Annotated in this window: 14 protein-coding genes; 6 read left to right on the top strand and 8 right to left on the bottom strand. The window is 72.0% G+C overall.

Annotated features, from left to right (window positions below):
• Window positions 1-16: 16 nt before the first annotated feature.
• Entirely contained in the window at window positions 17-1819 is a 1803-nt protein-coding gene (locus ACN26Z_RS05565) for an ABC-F family ATP-binding cassette domain-containing protein (protein WP_093408230.1), read from the bottom strand.
• Window positions 1820-1919: 100 nt separating this feature from the next.
• Window positions 1920-2621, bottom strand: coding sequence for a TetR/AcrR family transcriptional regulator (locus ACN26Z_RS05560; protein WP_093408232.1), 702 nt, complete (start codon window positions 2619-2621; stop codon window positions 1920-1922).
• 108 nt (window positions 2622-2729) lie between these two features.
• On the opposite strand from ACN26Z_RS05560, the gene ACN26Z_RS05555 reads away from it, so the two are divergent.
• On the top strand, window positions 2730-3689 hold the full coding sequence (locus ACN26Z_RS05555; protein ID WP_093408235.1) for an NAD-dependent epimerase/dehydratase family protein: 960 nt from the start codon (window positions 2730-2732) through the stop codon (window positions 3687-3689).
• 24 nt (window positions 3690-3713) lie between these two features.
• Here ACN26Z_RS05555 and ACN26Z_RS05550 read toward each other — a convergent pair whose 3' ends face one another.
• The 3 genes from ACN26Z_RS05550 to ACN26Z_RS05540 all read right to left on the bottom strand — a co-directional run bounded on the left by ACN26Z_RS05550 (window position 3714) and on the right by ACN26Z_RS05540 (window position 6535).
• Window positions 3714-4661, bottom strand: coding sequence for a 4-(cytidine 5'-diphospho)-2-C-methyl-D-erythritol kinase (locus ACN26Z_RS05550; RefSeq protein ID WP_093408237.1), 948 nt, complete (start codon window positions 4659-4661; stop codon window positions 3714-3716).
• A 74-nt stretch (window positions 4662-4735) separates the two neighbouring features.
• Complete coding sequence (rsmA, locus tag ACN26Z_RS05545) at window positions 4736-5608, bottom strand: 16S rRNA (adenine(1518)-N(6)/adenine(1519)-N(6))-dimethyltransferase RsmA (RefSeq protein ID WP_421460129.1); 873 nt, start codon at window positions 5606-5608, stop codon at window positions 4736-4738.
• Between the two features lie 18 nt (window positions 5609-5626).
• The gene (locus ACN26Z_RS05540; RefSeq protein ID WP_421460128.1) at window positions 5627-6535 is read right to left on the bottom strand and encodes a TatD family hydrolase; all 909 of its coding nucleotides are present in this window, start codon (window positions 6533-6535) and stop codon (window positions 5627-5629) included.
• Between the two features lie 89 nt (window positions 6536-6624).
• On the opposite strand from ACN26Z_RS05540, the gene ACN26Z_RS05535 reads away from it, so the two are divergent.
• Both ACN26Z_RS05535 and ACN26Z_RS05530 read left to right on the top strand, forming a co-directional pair.
• A complete protein-coding gene (locus ACN26Z_RS05535; RefSeq protein ID WP_421460127.1) occupies window positions 6625-7881 on the top strand; it encodes a hypothetical protein in 1257 nt (418 codons plus the stop codon).
• A gap of 84 nt (window positions 7882-7965) precedes the next feature.
• Window positions 7966-8817, top strand: coding sequence for an alpha/beta fold hydrolase (locus ACN26Z_RS05530; RefSeq protein ID WP_093408251.1), 852 nt, complete (start codon window positions 7966-7968; stop codon window positions 8815-8817).
• 109 nt (window positions 8818-8926) lie between these two features.
• Here ACN26Z_RS05530 and metG read toward each other — a convergent pair whose 3' ends face one another.
• Window positions 8927-10729 carry a methionine--tRNA ligase gene (gene metG / locus ACN26Z_RS05525; RefSeq protein ID WP_093408253.1) on the bottom strand — a complete coding sequence of 601 codons (1803 nt, stop codon included), beginning with the start codon at window positions 10727-10729 and terminating at the stop codon, window positions 8927-8929.
• Window positions 10730-10888: 159 nt separating this feature from the next.
• On the opposite strand from metG, the gene ACN26Z_RS05520 reads away from it, so the two are divergent.
• Complete coding sequence (locus tag ACN26Z_RS05520; RefSeq protein WP_373870654.1) at window positions 10889-11827, top strand: hypothetical protein; 939 nt, start codon at window positions 10889-10891, stop codon at window positions 11825-11827.
• Between the two features lie 9 nt (window positions 11828-11836).
• Here the strand turns inward: ACN26Z_RS05520 and rsmI are convergent, their stop codons facing one another.
• Window positions 11837-12703, bottom strand: coding sequence for a 16S rRNA (cytidine(1402)-2'-O)-methyltransferase (rsmI, locus tag ACN26Z_RS05515; RefSeq protein ID WP_421460126.1), 867 nt, complete (start codon window positions 12701-12703; stop codon window positions 11837-11839).
• A gap of 66 nt (window positions 12704-12769) precedes the next feature.
• Here rsmI and ACN26Z_RS05510 point away from each other — a divergent pair, with 66 nt between their 5' ends.
• Window positions 12770-14458: a dolichyl-phosphate-mannose--protein mannosyltransferase gene (locus ACN26Z_RS05510; RefSeq protein WP_093408257.1), complete on the top strand. Its 1689-nt coding sequence runs from the start codon at window positions 12770-12772 to the stop codon at window positions 14456-14458.
• Between the two features lie 346 nt (window positions 14459-14804).
• Here ACN26Z_RS05510 and ACN26Z_RS05505 read toward each other — a convergent pair whose 3' ends face one another.
• The gene (locus ACN26Z_RS05505; protein WP_282240096.1) at window positions 14805-15110 is read right to left on the bottom strand and encodes a hypothetical protein; all 306 of its coding nucleotides are present in this window, start codon (window positions 15108-15110) and stop codon (window positions 14805-14807) included.
• A 233-nt stretch (window positions 15111-15343) separates the two neighbouring features.
• Between ACN26Z_RS05505 and ACN26Z_RS05500 the strand changes: the two genes are divergently transcribed.
• The gene (locus tag ACN26Z_RS05500) at window positions 15344-16000 is read left to right on the top strand and encodes a 4'-phosphopantetheinyl transferase family protein (protein ID WP_282240097.1); all 657 of its coding nucleotides are present in this window, start codon (window positions 15344-15346) and stop codon (window positions 15998-16000) included.
• Window positions 16001-16030: the final 30 nt, after the last annotated feature.

The raw sequence follows: 16030 nt of genomic DNA, 5'->3' as shown, positions 1-16030 counted from the left end.
CGGCGAGTGGGACGGTCTAGCTCGCGGGGATCTCGTCGGCCAGAGCGAGCCAGGCCTGCTCGACCTCCTCCCGCTCACCGCGTACCTGGGTGAGCTGGGCGTCCAGCTCGGCCACCCGGGTGTAGTCGGTGGCGTTGGCGGCGAGCTGGTCCAGCAGGGCGGCCTCCTTCTGTTCCAACTTGCCGACCTGCCGTTCGAGACGGGCCAGTTCCTTGCGGGCCTGCCGGGCCTCGGCGGCACTCATCCCGCCGTCGACGGGTGCGGTGGTTGGTGCCGAAGCTGCCGGCGTACGCCCGAGCCCCGGCCGGTCGTTGGCGCGGGAGAGGTACTCGTCGACACCACCGGGCAGGTGCACCAGCCGGCCGTCGCCGAACATGCCGTACGCCGAGTCGGTGACCCGCTCGATGAGGTAGCGGTCGTGGCTGGCCACCACGATCGTCCCGGGCCAGGAGTCGAGCAGGTCCTCCAGCGCGGCGAGGGTGTCGGTGTCGAGGTCGTTCGTGGGTTCGTCGAACAGCAGCACGTTCGGTTCGCCGGCCAGCAGGCGCAGCATCTGGAGCCGACGCCGCTCGCCGCCGGAGAGGTCACCGACCGGAGTCCAGAGGCGCCGGTCGTCGAAGCCGAACACCTCGGCGAGCTGGGCGGCGGAGATCTCCCGATCGCCGAGGCGGACCCGCCGGGCGACCTCCTCGACTGCTTCGAGAACGCGCAGGTCGCTGGGCAGCTCGGCGAGTTCCTGGGAGAGGAACGCGGGCCGTACGGTGCTGCCGGTGGCCATTCGTCCGCTGTCGGGGCGGGTGACGCCGGCCAGCATCCGTAGCAGGGTGGTCTTGCCGGCGCCGTTGGCGCCGAGGATGGCGACCCGGTCGCCGGGGCCGACCTGCCAGGTGACGTCGTCGAGGATGGTCTTGGGGCCGGCGTGCAGCCGGACGTTTTCCAGGTCGTAGACCTGCTTGCCGAGCCGGGCGGTGGCCAGTCGTTGCAGCGACATGGTGTCGCGCGGCGGCGGCACGTCGGCGATGAGGGCGTTGGCCGCGTCAATGCGGAACTTCGGCTTCGAGGTGCGGGCCGGGGGGCCACGGCGCAGCCAGGCGATCTCCTTGCGGAGCAGGTTCTGCCGGCGCGCCTCGGTGGCGGCGGCGATTCGTTCCCGCTCGGCGCGGGCGAGGATCCAGGCGGCGTAGCCACCCTCGTAGGCCCGCACGGTCTGGTCGGCGACCTCCCACGTGGTGGTGCAGACGGCGTCGAGGAACCAGCGGTCGTGGGTGACCACGACCAGAGCGCCTTTGCGGCTGAGCAGGTGCCGGGCCAGCCAGTCGACGCCACTGACGTCGAGGTGGTTGGTGGGCTCGTCGAGGATGAGCAGGTCGGCGTCGCGGACCAGCAGGGCGGCGAGCGCCACCCGGCGGCGCTCACCACCGGACATCGGCCCGACCGGGGCGTCGAGACCCAGGTGCGGCATGCCGAGCCCGTCGAGGATGGCGCGTACGCCGGCGTCGCCGGCCCATTCGTGCTCCGCGCCCATGCTCTCGGCGAGCCACTCGGTGCCGAGCACGACGTCCCGGACGGTGGCCTCGGGGCTGAGGGTGAGGTTCTGTGGCAGCCAGGCGACGCGCAGGTCGCGGCGGTGGGTGACCCGGCCGTCATCGGGCTGCTCGGTACGGGTCAGCAGTCGTAGCAGGGTGGACTTGCCGGCGCCGTTGAGCCCGACGACGCCGATCCGGTCGGCGTCCTCCAGGCCGAGCGAGACCTCGGTGAGCAGCGGCCCGGCCGCGCCGTAGCCCTTGGACACCCGGTCCAGGTTGACGATGTTGGCCACGTACCCACCTTTCATGATCAAGGCGTCCCGGGTGCCGGGGGCACCTGGGGACGCCTGTCGTTCCAGGGTACGCGGGCGGGTCGCCGGTGCTGCGGGTCGGCTATCCCGCGTCGGGCAGGCCGATCAGGTCGGCCATCTGCCGGGTCTGGTGGTCGAAGTACTCCTCCCGGGCCTCGATCACGCCGTTGAGCTGGCCGAAGAGTTCGAAGCTGACAGCTCCGAAGCAGTGGATCCAGGCGGTGGCACCCCGGGCCAGGAGCGCTTCGGGCAGGCCGGGGAAGAGCCGGTCGCGGACGGTGGCGAGGTCGGATCGGACGGGACCGGGCAGCTCTCCCGGGTCGGGACGGGCCAACGCGCCGGTGGCGAGCCCGTCGGCGAGGATGCCGATCAGGACGGCCGGGGTCCGGGCCGCCGCGGCGGTGGTTTCCTGCGGGGCCGCGTACCCGGGCACCGGGCTGCCGAAGAGCAGGGCGTACTCGGCGGGGTTGGACAGCGCCCAGCGGCGGATCGCCTGGCAGACGGCGAGCCACCGGCCCCGCAGGTCGGCCCGGTCGGCCACCTCGGTGTCGGCGGCTTCGGCGGCGTCGCCGAGGGCGTGGTAGCCGTCGACGATCAGCGCGGTGAGCAGTTCGTCCCGGCTTGGGAAGTACCTGTAGATCGCCGAGGAGACCATTCCCATCTCCCGGGCGACTGCGCGCAGGGACAGGTTTGCCCCCTCCGCCGCGAGGTGTCGGCGGGCGATCGTCTTGATCTCGTTGATCATTTCGGCCCGGGCCCGGGCCCGGATGGCGGCGGCGGGCATGCCAGCGATTGTCGCACACATTCGAGAGCACTGCTCTTGACGACGGGCACCCAAGTGAGTGAGCATTGGTCTCAACAGAGAGCGCCGCTCTCATTCAGGGGGTTTGTCATGGCCACACATCTGATCGTCGGTGCCGGGATGGTCGGTTCGACCACCGCGCGACAGCTGGCCGAGCGCGGTGAGCAGGTGGTGATCGTCAGCCGCTCCGGGCGTGGACCGGCCCACCCACGGGTCGAGCGGATCGCCGCCGACGCGAGCGACGCCGACCGGCTGGGTGAACTCGCCGAGGGTGTGACCGCCATCTACAACTGCCTCAACCCGGCTTATCACCGGTGGCTCACCGACTGGCCGCCGATGGCTGCCGCGCTGCTCACCGCCGCCGAACGCTCCGGCGCACCGCTGGTGATCGCCGGCTGCATCTACGGCTACGGCGAGATCACCGGCCCGATGACCGAGGAGAACCCGCTCGCCGCCACCCACCCGAAGCTGAAGATGCGCGCCGACATCTGGCGTGCCGCCCTCGCCGCCCAGCGTGCCGGTCGGATCCGCGCCGTGACGGAGGTACGCGGCAGCGACTACCTCCAGGCGCAGTCGATCTTCAGCTTCTTCATCGGTAAGCCGCTGCTCGCCGGCCGTCGCACCTTCGTCCCTGCTCCGCTCGACGTGCCGCACACCTGGACGTCGATCAACGACATGGCGGCGATGCTGGTCACCGCCGCAACCGACGAGCGGGCCTGGAACCGGCCCTGGCATGTGCCGAGCGCGTCACCGCTGACGGTTCGGGAACTCGCCACCCGCTTCACCGAGGTGGCCGGCGCGCCCGCCCCGAAGCTCACCACAATTCCCGGCGCACTCTTCCGCGCCGGTGGGCTGCTCTCCCCGATGCTTCGTGAGTTCCAGACCACGGCGTACCAGTTCGCCCGACCGTTCGTCATGGGCTCCACCGCCGCCACCGCCACCTTCGGTCTTCGTCCGCAGCCGCTGGACGAGGCGCTACGCGAGACGGCTGCGCTGCTCGGCGGCGTCCCGGGCAGCGGGCACCGGCGGACGCAACCGAGCATCACCTGACCCGCCCCGGGTCGGTGGGTGCCGTCAGGTGATCCGGGCGCCGTGTACCGGGCCGTGGGCGACGCGCGCCTGCCGGCACACCCCGGCCGCCGCCAACTCGGCGGCGACGCGTTCCGCGTCGGCGGCGTCGGCGGTGAGGAACACGCAGGTGGGCCCCGAGCCGGAGACGATGCCGGCCAGCGCCCCGGCGGCCTCGCCGGCCTTCAGGGTGTTCGCCAGCGACGGCCGCATGGCCAGGGCGGCGTCCTGAAGGTCGTTGCCGAGGGTCGGGGCGAGCACCCGGGGGTCGCGCTGCCGCAGCGCGGCGAGCAGCCCGTCGGTGCTGCCCAGGGGCGGCCCGGCGGCGCCGGTCTCGCGGAGCCGGTCGAGTTCCCGGTACGCCTGTGGGGTGGACAGGCCGCCGTCGGCGATGGCGACCACCCAGTGCCAGGAGGTGGGCCGGGCCAGCACCGGACTCACCGCCTCGCCCCGGCCGGTGCCCAACGCGGTGCCGCCGTGGATCAGGAAGGGCACGTCCGAGCCGAGGTCGGCGGCGATGCTCGCCAACTCGTCACGGGCCAGGCCGGTGCCCCACAGCGCGTCGCAGGCGACCAGGGCGGCCGCCGCGTCGGCGCTGCCGCCGGCGAGCCCACCGGCCAGCGGGATCTGCTTGCGCAGGTGCAGCCGGGCGTGCGGCATCACCCCGGCGTACCCGGCGAGGGCGTGCGCCGCCCGGATGATCAGGTTGGAGTCGTCGAGGGCGAGTTCCCCGGTGCCCTCGCCCTCCATGGTGAGGGTCAACGTGTCGCCGCGCCGCGCGGTCAGCTCGTCGTAGATCGAGATCGCGTGGTACACGGTGTTCAGCTCGTGGTAGCCGTCCCGGCGCAGCGGACCGACCCCCAGGTGCAGGTTGACTTTGGCGGGCACCCGTACCCGAACCGGACCGGTCGCCCCGCGCGGCTCGTCGTCGTCCGGTCGCCAGGCCTCGGTCACGGGGCGATGTCCCGGACGGGCAGCCGCACGTCGAACGGCTTGGTCACGATCAGCTCCTCGGGCACGGGCTCAGCCTACTGGGCCGCCGGCGTACGGCTCGGGGCCGACGCGGCCACGGCGGCGAACTGCTCGACGGTGAGTGACTCGCCGCGTGCGCCGGGGTCGACGCCGGCGGCGGTGAGCACGGCGGCGGCCCGGTCGGCGCCGCCGGCCCAGCCGGCCAAGGCCGCGCGCAGGGTCTTGCGCCGCTGCGCGAAAGCGGCGTCCACCACCGCGAAGACCTGGTCGCGGGGTACATCGGCGCGGGGCGGCTCGCGGCGGGTGAAGGCGACCAGACCGGAGTCGACGTTTGGCACCGGCCAGAACACGTTCGGCGGCACCTTCCCGGCGGCCCGGGCGTGGGCGTACCACGCCAGCTTGACCGACGGTATGCCGTACACCTTGGAGCCGGGACCGGCGACGAGCCGGTCGGCGACCTCCTTCTGCACCATCACCAGTCCGTGCCGGAGGCTGGGCAACGCGGCGAGCAGGTGCAGCACCACTGGTACGGCGACGTTGTAGGGCAGGTTCGCCACCAGCGCGGTGGGTGCCGGGTCGGCCAGGTCGGCGGCGGTGATCCGCAGGGCGTCCGCGTGGTGCACGGTGAGTCGGTCGGCGGCCGGGCCGGCATGCCGGGCGGCGGTGCCGGTGAGCGCGGCGGCCAGCGTGGCGTCGATCTCGACGGCGTGCACGTGGGTGGCAGCGGGCAGCAGGGCGAGGGTGAGCGAACCCAGTCCGGGGCCCACCTCCAACGCCACGTCATCGGGAGCGAGACCGGCGGTGGCGACGATCCGGCGGACCGTGTTGGGGTCGTGCACGAAGTTCTGGCCGAGCTTCTTGGTGGGTGCGACGCCGAGCCGGGCGGCGAGGTCCCGGATCTCCGCCGGGCCGAGCAGGTCTGCGGCCATAACCCGACAGAGTACGGGTCAGCCGCCGACGCCGGCCGGGTGCCAGGGACCGAAGGCCCGTTCCCCGGTGGCCGAGATGGCGGCGCAGAGCTCGTCGAGGTCGGCGCCGGTGGCGGCGGCCAGCGCCCGGACGGTCAGCGGAATCAGGTAGGAGGCGTTGGGCCGACCTCGGTACGGGACGGGAGTGAGGTACGGCGCGTCGGTCTCCACCAGGATCTGATCCAGCGGGGTCAGCGCGGCGGCCTCCCGCAGCGCCCCGGCGCTGGCGAAGGTGACCGTACCGGCGAAGCTGAGCAGGTAGCCCCGGCGGACGCACTCGGCGGCGAACTCGGCGTCGCCGGAGAAGCAGTGCATCACCACCGTGTCCGGTGCGCCCTCGTCGTCGAGGATGCGCAGCACGTCGGCGTGCGCGTCCCGATCGTGAATCACAAGCGTCCGGCCGTACCGCTTGGCGATGGCGATGTGCGCCCGGAAGCTCTCCTCCTGCGCGGCGCGGCCCTCGTCGCCGGTTCGGTAGCGGTCCATTCCGGTCTCACCGACACCACGGACCCGCTCCTGACCGGCCAGTGCCTCGATCTCGCGCAGAGCACCGTCGAGGTCGGCCAGCCGGGGCGCCTCGTTGGGGTGCAGCGCGACCGTGGCCAGCACCACCGGGTAGCTGCCGGCCACCTCGGCGCCCCAGCGGGAGGAGGCGACGTCCACCCCGACCTGCACCAGCCGGTCCACCCCCACGGCGGCGGCGACGTCGATGGCGGCGGCGACCGGGTCGGCGGGATCGCCGCCACCGGGTACCCCGGCCTCGCTTACGGTGATGTCGAGGTGGGTGTGGCTGTCCAGCACCCGTCGGGGCAGCGGCTCGGGTACGGGTGGGAACTCTCCGGCGCGGCGGGCGGCACGCTGGCTACGGGACTCGGTCGATTCGCTCATCTCCTCGACAGGATCACACACCTGACGAGTCCATCCGGAGGCCACCCGGAGTTCACCTCGGCTACGCCCCGCGCACCTACCGTCGCGACGTGGACGCGCGAAGCGAGCTTTTCCGGGCCGGAGGTGCGGTGCCGGAGCGGACCGGTCTGCGGGTGGCGTTCGGCGGCGCGGTGTACCCGGCGGAGGAGATCGCCCGGGGCGCGGCGTACGAGTTGTTCAGCGCCGACGAGGTGGCCGGTTTCGAGTGGGCGCCCCGGGTGAACTCGGCGCTGCCGTGGCGACGGTTCGTGCACGTCACCGAGGTCGGCACCGTGTACGGGGCGACCGAACAGGCCGAGGACCCGGAGACTCCCCTGCTGGTGCCGCTGCACCGCGAGCGGGGCTGGGCGGAGGTGCACCGGCTCGCCCAGCAGCCGGCCGCCGCGGACGATCCGCTGATCACGGCGGTACGCGCCTCGGCCGGCGTACGGCGTGGCACCCGGATGATGAAGATCCTCTCCGCTCGGCAGCTCGCCGGATACGTACGCGGCTGGCTGCCGCACGGTTTCTGCTACCGGGAACACGACGTGGCGCACCTGCGCACCCCGGTGACGACGAGTGTGCTGCGTACCGACGGCGAGGACAGCCGGGACGGTGCGGACGTGACGTACGCGTTGCGCTGGCGTGCGGCCGACCCGGGCGACTACGACGTGCCGGCGGGCGCGGCGTACCGCGGGCTGACGGCGTTGGGCGCCCGGGACCGGTTGGGTCCGGCGGTGCTGGGTACCGGCTTCACGCCGAGCAGTCACCACCTGCTCCCCGAGTTCGTCACCCGGGACTTCGCCGACCTGCCGATGCCCGCGAACGCCACCCTGCTGGCCTACCCGGCGGAGGGCCTGGAGGTGGTGCTCTACGCCTACCAGGCCGAGCAGCGGGGCTGGCTGCGGATGGTCGGGCCGCAGTGGCGACACCTGCTCGCCGCGGTGCCGGGTCTGTCCCCGGATCAGGAGTACGTGCCGACCGGGGAGGCGCCACGGTCGACCCGCCTGGTGGGCACGTACGCGGGCGGGGAGTACGAGGCGGTCGCCGACCTGCCCGGTGATTTCCGGGTGCTGGCGCTGACCCGGGCCGCCCGGTACCCGGTCGACGGGGTGAGCCGACGGTTGCGCCTGGCCGCCTGGCGCGGGGTGCCGTGTCTGGTGCTGCGGGAGGAGGCGGGCTGGCTGCGGTTGCGGTTGCGACGCCCGGATCCGGACGCGGTCGCCGTGACCGGCGCACAGTGCCACGAACGGGGCGTCTACGAGACGTGGGCCCCGGGCGGTGAGGTCACCGACGACCAGGTGGTGGACCACCCGTATCTCCTCTGACCTGGTCCTGTCGGGCGGGGTGGGGCAGGAATATCGGATGCCCGCCGGGGAAGCCTCGGTTTCCCACCCTGACAGGAGGACGAGATGCCCTTCATCACCGTCGGCACGGAGAACTCCGCGCCCATCGACCTGTACTACGAGGACCATGGGTCGGGTCAGCCGATCGTGCTGATCCACGGCTTCCCGTTCAACGGGGCGACCTGGGAGAAGGTCTCCGGACCGCTGCTCGACGCCGGCTACCGGGTGATCACCTACGACCGGCGCGGCTACGGCAACTCGGCGCAACCGGCGTTCGGGTACGACTACGACACCTTCGCCGCCGACCTCGACGTGCTGATGACCGAGCTGGACCTGCGCAACACGATCCTGGTCGGCCACTCGATGGGTACCGGCGAGGTGACCCGCTACCTGGGCGCGTACGGCTCGGATCGGGTGGACCGGGCGGTGCTGCTGGCGCCGCTGGCGCCGTATCTGCGGCAGGCGCCGGACAACCCCGAAGGTGTCGAGGCGAGCCTCTTCGAGGGGTTCAAGCAGGCGATCACGCAGGACCGCTTCGCCTACCTCACGCAGTTCTGCAACAACTTCTTCAACTACGACGAGAACAAGGGCAAATTGGTCAGCGAGGAGGCGTACCGGGCGCACTGGAACATCGGGGCGATGGCCTCCGCCAAGGCCACGCACGACAGCGTGGACGCCTGGGGCACCGACTTCCGGGCCGACGTGTCCCGGATCGACGTGCCGGTGCTGATCGTGCAGGGCGACAAGGACAACGTGCTGCCGTACCCGAAGACGGGCCAGCGGTTGCAGCCGATGCTCGCCGACAGCCGGTTGGTCACCCTCAAGGGCGCGCCGCACGGCACCCCGTGGACCAACGCCGACGAGGTGAACAAGGCGATCATGGAGTTCATCGGCTCCCCGGCCATGGCCCGCGCCTGATGCGGGCCGGGCCGACGTCCGGCGCACGCCGCGCCGGACGGGCGGCCGGACACGTCACGCCACGGGCGCGACCCCGAACGGGTCGCGCCCGTCGCGGACGGCCGGAGCGTCAGCCTTCGAGCCGGGCCAGCTCCTCCTCGACGATCGAGGGATCGAGCTTGCGGAAGACCGGCTTGGGCGCGGCGAGCGCCCGGCCCACCACGAGTGGCACGGACTCCCATCGCGCGCCCTGGGTGTAGTCCCCGGTCAGCACCGGGTACGCGGGCCCGGCGTCGAGGTCGGCGACCTCCTCGATCACCGGCATCGGCGCGTGCACCCCGGTGCCGCCGAGCAGCTCGTGGATCTTCTGCGCGGAGTGCGGCAGGAACGGGGTGAGCAGCGTGTTGGCGTCGCTGACCACCTGGAGGGCGACGTGCAGGATGGTGCCCATCCGGGGCTTGGCGGCCTCGTCCTTGAGCTTCCACGGCGCCTGCTCGGAGAGGTACTTGTTGGCCTCGGCGACCACCTTCATCGCTTCGCCGATGGCCTGCTTCTGCCGGTGCCGGGCGATCAGGTCGCCGACGGTGCCGAAGCCGGCGCGCGCCACGGCCAGCAGCGCCTCGTCGGCCTCGGTGAGCCCGTCCGGGCCGATCGGTGGGATCTCGCCGAAGTTCTTCGCCGCCATCGAGATGGACCGGTTGACCAGGTTGCCCCAGCCGGCGACCAGTTCGTCGTTGTTGCGGCGCAGGAACTCGGCCCAGGTGAAGTCGGTGTCGTTGTTCTCCGGCCCGGCGACCGCGATGAAGTAGCGCAACGCGTCGGCGTCGTAGCGCTGGAGAAAGTCGCGCACGTAGATGACCACCCGACGCGAGGAGGAGAACTTGCGTCCCTCCATGGTCAGGAACTCGCTGGAGACCACCTCGGTGGGCAGGTTGAGCCGTCCAAGCCGACCCGGCTCACCGTCGCGATCGCCCTCGCCCGAGTAGCCGGCGAGCAGCGCGGGCCAGATCACCGAGTGGAAGACGATGTTGTCCTTGCCCATGAAGTAGTAGGCCTGCGAGTCCTTCCCCTCCCCGTCGGTGGACCACCACTTCCGCCAGGCCTCGGGGTCGCCGGTGCGGCGGGCCCACTCGATGGAGGCGGACAGGTAGCCGATGACGGCGTCGAACCACACGTAGATCCGCTTGTCGGTGCGGTCCCGCCAGCCGTCGAGCGGGATCGGTACCCCCCACTCCAGGTCCCGGGTGATGGCCCGGGGGTGCAGGTCGTCCAGCAGGTTCTTGGAGAAACGCAGGACGTTCGGGCGCCAGCCCTCCCGGGTGTCCAGCCACTGCCGCAGCACGTCGGCCAGGGCGGGCAGGTCGAGGAAGAAGTGCTCGGTCTCGACGAACTCCGGCGTCTCCCCGTTGATCTTCGACCGTGGGTTGATCAGGTCGATCGGGTCGAGCTGGTTGCCGCAGTTGTCGCACTGGTCGCCTCGGGCGCTGTCGTAGCCGCAGATCGGGCAGGTGCCCTCGATGTACCGGTCGGGCAGGGTCCGCCCGGTGGACGGCGAGATGGCCCCCATGGTGGTCTTCGGCACGATGTACCCGTTGCGGTACATCCCCTCGAACAACTCCTGCACGACGGCGTAGTGGTTGCCGGTGGTGGTGCGGGTGAACAGGTCGTAGGAGAGGCCGAGGCCGTGCAGATCCTCGACGATCACCCGGTTGTACCGGTCGGCCAGTTCCCGTGGCTTCAGTCCTTCGGCGTCGGCCTGCACCTGGATCGGGGTGCCGTGCTCGTCGGTGCCGGAGACCATGAGCACGTCGTGGCCGGCCATCCGCATGTACCGGGCGAAGACGTCGGAGGGAACGCCGAAACCGGAGACGTGGCCGATGTGGCGCGGGCCGTTGGCGTACGGCCAGGCCACTGCCGCGAGAACGTGACTCATGGACAGAAAGCCTAGTGACCCCCGGAAGGTGACCGCGAACCAATAGGGGTCCCTGGTCGGCACGATGGGCCAACGGCCCTCGGCAAATAGTCCGAATTGTCATCGACACGCTGCCTGAGCTGCCCGATCAACCCCGCTCGCCGGTGTCAAATGAAACGCGTGACTGGCAGCCGAGCCGCCCGAGACCACTCCGACGGCCCTTTTTCCGACCCGGGGGTGGATTCCACCGCGTCGCCGCGTACCCAGACGGTGGCACCTCAGCCCCGCGCGGTGCCCTCGGCGGCACCGGAGCTTGAGACCGGCGCGGCCGGTCCGGAGCGGGCCGACCCCGCCACGGTCGAGTCACCCACCGGAGTCGAGGTGGAGCCGACGACCGGCGCGCCGGTGGACACGCTGCCGCGACGGGTTCCGGTCCGGCCGCCCGGACGTCGGGGCCGTCGGGGCCGATCACCTGACGACGGTACGCCGGACGAGGACACCTTCTGGGCACCGATCGAGCAGGTGCACTGGGACGGCACGCCGGTGCGGCAGGAGGAGCCCGGCGACGTCGAGCCGTGGTGGCGGCGGTTCTGGCCGGTGCACCGGCGTCGGGAACGCAGCAGCCACCCGCCGGATCCCCTGGCGGGGTTGTCCGCGCTGATCGGGTTGAGCCTCGCGGCGGCCTTCTTCGCCTGGGTCAGCGCCGGTCCGCTCTGGCTCGCCGTCGGGCACGCCACCTCCGGCACGGTGGTTGTCACCAGGTGCACCGGCGACGGCCTGACCCAGCGGTGCCGAGGCATCTTCACGGCGGTGGAGGAGGAGTTCCGGATCCACGGCGTACGGGTCAGCGGGGTGTCCCGGGACCGCGCGGTGCCCGGCTCGGCCCTACCCGCCCGGGTGACCGGCCCGGACGGTCACGTCGCGTACGCCGACGGTGGGGTGGGTGCTCACCTGCGCTGGCTGCTCGGCGTACTCGGGGTGCTCGGCTGCGCGGTGGGCATCGCCCGCTGGACCGGTGCGACCCGGCTACCCGATCCGACCGAGCGGCGTTGGGCGATCGCCGCCTCCCTGGGCGGCCCGCTGCTGACCGCCCTCGGTTTCCTGATCGCCGCCTGGTAGCACCCGCCCTCACTTGTGCACCAGCGCGTAGACGTCGCGCCGGCGCAACCCGTACTCGGCCGCCACGTCCGTGATCGCGTCCCGGCGGCTCCGGCCCGCCGCCTCCCGCTCGGCCACCGCGGCGCGCAGCGCGTCGTCGTCGGGGCGGACGCCGGGCACAGTGGGTGCCCCGGCCACCACGAGAGTGATCTCGCCACGCGGGTCGCCGTCGGCGGCCCACCGGGCCAACTCGCCGAGCGGACGACGCAGCACCTCCTCGTACGTCTTGGTCAGTTCGCGGCAGACAGCGGCGGGCCGGTCGGCGCCGAACGTGTCAGCCAGGTCGGACAGTGCGGCGGCGATCCGGTGCGGCGCTTCGAAGAGAACCAACGTCCGTTCCTCGGCGGCCAGGGCCCGCAGCCGGGCGCGCCGGGCGCCGGGGGCACGCGGCAGGAACCCTTCGAAGCAGAACCGGTCGCTGGGCAGCCCGGACAGCGCCAGGGCGGTGGTGACGGCGCTGGGACCGGGCGCGGCGGTTACCGGCACCCCGGCGTCCAGGGCGGCGCGGACCAACCGGTAGCCGGGGTCGGAGACGCTTGGCATGCCGCCGTCGGTGACCAGCGCTACCACGTATCCCTCAGTGAGCACCTCGACCAGTTCCGGGGTGCGCCGCTCCTCGTTGCCCTCGAAGTACGAGACGATCCGGCCGGGGATGATCACGTCGAGGTCGCGGGCGAGCCGGTTCAGCCGGCGGGTGTCCTCGGCGGCGACCACGTCCACGGCGGCGAGAGTGTCCCGCAGCCGGGCGGAGGCGTCGGCGGGGTTGCCGAGCGGCGCGCCGAGCAGAATCAGGCGACCGGTTTCGGACATTCCACCCACAGCAGCGCGCTCCTTCATCGATGGGCGTACCGGATATGGGGACGACAGGCACCACCGACCCCCTTGGCAGCCTACGATCGCCGGGTGACGAGTGCGTCGACAGCACAGAGCGCGAGTTCCGACCAGCCCTCGGAGCCGGGAGCCACCACAGCCACCGCCCCCGGCCCGGCGGGGGGTGGCGTACCGGCGATGATCCGCCGCCGGCTGGCCACCGTCGAGGCCGGGCTGGACGACCGTTCGTGGCTGGCCACGGCGGTTGTCGTGGTCATCGCGGCGGTTCTCCGGTTCGCGAACCTCAGCCATCCGCCCGGCAAGATCTTCGACGAGGTCTACTACGCCCGGGACGGCTGGGGGCTGATCGACAAGGGCGTGGAGTGGAACTACACGAACAACGCCCCGTCGTACGTGGTCCACCCGCCGCTGGGCAAGTGGTTGATCGGCTTCGGCGAGTGGGCCTTCGGCTACAGCGACGCCGAGCACGGCATCTCGGTGCCCGGCCACCTGTTCACCACCGCGCCGGAGTTCGGCTGGCGCTTCTCGGCGGCGCTGCTGGGCACCCTGTCGGTCCTGCTGCTGGTCCGTATCGGCCGCCGGATGTTCCGCTCCACTGTGCTGGGCTGCGCCGCCGGCCTGCTGCTCGCGGTCGACGGATTCCACCTGGTGCTCTCCCGCACCGCGCTGCTCGACATCTTCCTGCTCTTCTTCATCCTGGCCGCCTTCGGCGCGCTGGTGCTGGACCGGGACGCGACTCGCCGCCGATGGGCCCGGGCGCTGGAGTCCGGGCTGGATCCGGCCGCCCGGGGGCGGGCCGGTCGCCCGCCCGGCGGCTGGCGGAACTGGCCCTGGTGGCGGCTGGCGACCGGGGTGCTGCTCGGTTGCGCCTTCGCGGTCAAGTGGAGCGCACTGTTCTTCGTACCCGTCTTCGCCCTGCTGATGTTCCTCTGGGACGTCGGTGCCCGACGGTCGGCCGGGGTACCCCGGCCGTGGCGGGACACCCTGCTCGACGGCGTGCCGTGGATGGTGCTCGCCGGTCTGCTGATGGCGGTGACCTACGTCGGGACGTGGTCCGGTTGGTTGTTCAGCCAGGAGGGCTACTACCGGCTCGCCGAGCGGTACCCGGACGCCGGGCTCAGCGATGCGCCCGTCGTCGGCCCGCTGTGGAACCTGATCCAGTACCACCAGGCGGCGCTGGGCTTCCACAGCCAGCTCGACGATCCGCACAAGTACCAGTCGTGGCCGTGGCAGTGGCTGCTGCTGGGTCGGCCGGTGGCGTTCCACTGGACCGGCGAGGGCCCCTGTGGCGCGGCGAGCTGCGCCGAGGAGGTCCTGCTGCTGGGTACCCCGCTGCTGTGGTGGTCGTTCCTGCCAGCGCTGGTGGCGCTGGTCTGGCTCGGCCTGGCCCGGCGGGACTGGCGGGCCGGAGCGATCCTGCTCGCCGTGGCGGCGGGGCTGCTGCCCTGGTTCTGGTTCGCCCTCGACGGCCGGACGATGTTCTCCTTCTACGCCGCGCCCACGCTGCCGTTCCTGGTGCTCGCCGTGGTCTACGTGCTGGGCGCCATCGCCTCGCCGGCCGGGCCGAGTGGCACCCTGGCCGTGACCGGTGCCGACGAGGAGGCCAGCCGGGACCGCCGGCTGGTCGGCGGGGTGATCGCCGGTGCCTACGTGGCGCTTGTCGTCCTCTGCTTCGCGTACTTCTATCCGATCTTCGTGGGCTTGGTGCTGCCGTACGAGGACTGGTCCGCGCGGATGTGGTTGGACGGCCGCTGGATCTGACCCGAAGGAGGGCCCGTACGCCTCGGCGTACGGGCCCTCCTTGGGAAATAGGACGCGCCCCGATCGCCTGCCACGGGGGAAGCGGGCGATTGGGGCGCGCACCAGCAGCTTAACCACCCGCGACCGAGGGCACAACGGGGCGGCGTGGGTCAGATTTCCGACGAATGCTGAATGCGACAAGAAGTTGCGGCCACTGTTGCCACAGCGTGACTCGTCGCGGACTCTGCGCCGCCCGGAGCCACCGTCCGGCGGATGGCTGAACCGTTACGTCCAGCCACGCAGCTTCACGTGGCATAGCCCGACATCGAAGCCGGGTCCGGTCTGGACGATCGTCCGGACGAGCGAGTCAGTGTCGTCTCGGGCGTCGCGGCAACCAGCCGAAGAACCTGTCCTGCAACGACGTCGACCCGGCGAGATGCAGGTCCTCGGCGGCGGCGGCGAGACAGGCCCCCAGGTAGACACTGAGCATCGGTCGATCCACGCCGTACTCGGTCAGCAACTGCTCCCGTTTCCGGGCGCAGGGCCACTCGGCGCCACAGGTGCCACACGTCCATTCGGGGGTCACCGGGGCGTGCTCGCCCACCCGCCCGGACGACGCGGCTCCGCCCGCCTCCGCCACGGTGACACCCGAGCGATCCGTAACACCCGTCATCGCGCTCCTCTCCGCCTCCACCGGTGACGGCGGGCCTGCCACCCGCCGTCACTTCAAACGTGCCCGTGCTCAATTACAGCGTCCGGGAACGCTGCGGCGTTACGCCGTTGCGGTACGTTGACCAACCATGGCCGCCGCGACCCGCCCCAGGAACTGCATCAACCGTAGGTATTCATCGTCGCCGGTCGCTGGTACCGGCAACACTGGCCGAAAGCACTACCCCGGAGCCGCAGGTGCGTGATCTGCTCCCGCCCGCCGTCGCGGTGGCCGTGGCGGGTCCGGACGACTGGTCCGGACGGTTGCACGCGGCCGAGGCGGCCTGTCTCGGGGACCGCGCGGTGGAGAGCCGCCGCCGCGACTTCACCGCTGGCCGGATGTGCGCCCGCCGCGCCATGGCCGCACTCGGTCTGCCACCGGCCGCCGTACCGTCTGCCGCCGACCGCTCACCCGTGTGGCCGGCCGGGCTGGTCGGCACCATCACGCACACCCGGGGCTACTGCGCCGCGGCCGTCGCCCGCAGCGACGAGATCCGGGCGGTCGGCATGGATGCCGAGCAACACCGCGAGCTCAGTGCGGGGGTACGCCGACTGATCTGCCTGCCCGAGGAGGACGAGCAGGTCGCACAACTACCACCGGGCATCCACTGGCCGGCGGTGATCTTCAGTGCGAAGGAAACCGTCTACAAGGTGTGGCACCCGGTCGTCGGCAACTGGCTCGACTTCCACGACGCCCTGGTACGTCTCGATCCCGACGCCGGGACGTTCACCGCGCGAATCTCCCCCGCGCGGGTCGCCGAGGCTCCGGTCGACCACCCGCCCACGCTGATCAGCGGCCGTTTCGCTGTCGACACCGACCTCGTACGCACGGCCGCCACGCTCACCCCCCGGTAGCGAACGGCACGGCAGCACCGCTCGCACCGG

The sequence above is a fragment of the Verrucosispora sp. WMMD703 genome, from assembly GCF_049178935.1.
Classification (GTDB): domain Bacteria; phylum Actinomycetota; class Actinomycetes; order Mycobacteriales; family Micromonosporaceae; genus Micromonospora; species Micromonospora sediminimaris.
This window is presented reverse-complemented; position numbering and strand designations above follow the sequence as displayed.

Coding starts and splice junctions, on each gene's coding strand:
- ACN26Z_RS05560 (WP_093408232.1), bottom strand. CDS start 2,621: ATGCCCGCCGCCGCCATCCGGGCCCGGGCCCGGGCCGAAATGATCAAC.
- ACN26Z_RS05555 (WP_093408235.1), top strand. CDS start 2,730: ATGGCCACACATCTGATCGTCGGTGCCGGGATGGTCGGTTCGACCACC.
- rsmA (WP_421460129.1), bottom strand. CDS start 5,608: ATGGCCGCAGACCTGCTCGGCCCGGCGGAGATCCGGGACCTCGCCGCC.
- ACN26Z_RS05540 (WP_421460128.1), bottom strand. CDS start 6,535: ATGAGCGAATCGACCGAGTCCCGTAGCCAGCGTGCCGCCCGCCGCGCC.
- ACN26Z_RS05530 (WP_093408251.1), top strand. CDS start 7,966: ATGCCCTTCATCACCGTCGGCACGGAGAACTCCGCGCCCATCGACCTG.
- metG (WP_093408253.1), bottom strand. CDS start 10,729: ATGAGTCACGTTCTCGCGGCAGTGGCCTGGCCGTACGCCAACGGCCCG.
- rsmI (WP_421460126.1), bottom strand. CDS start 12,703: ATGAAGGAGCGCGCTGCTGTGGGTGGAATGTCCGAAACCGGTCGCCTG.
- ACN26Z_RS05505 (WP_282240096.1), bottom strand. CDS start 15,110: ATGACGGGTGTTACGGATCGCTCGGGTGTCACCGTGGCGGAGGCGGGC.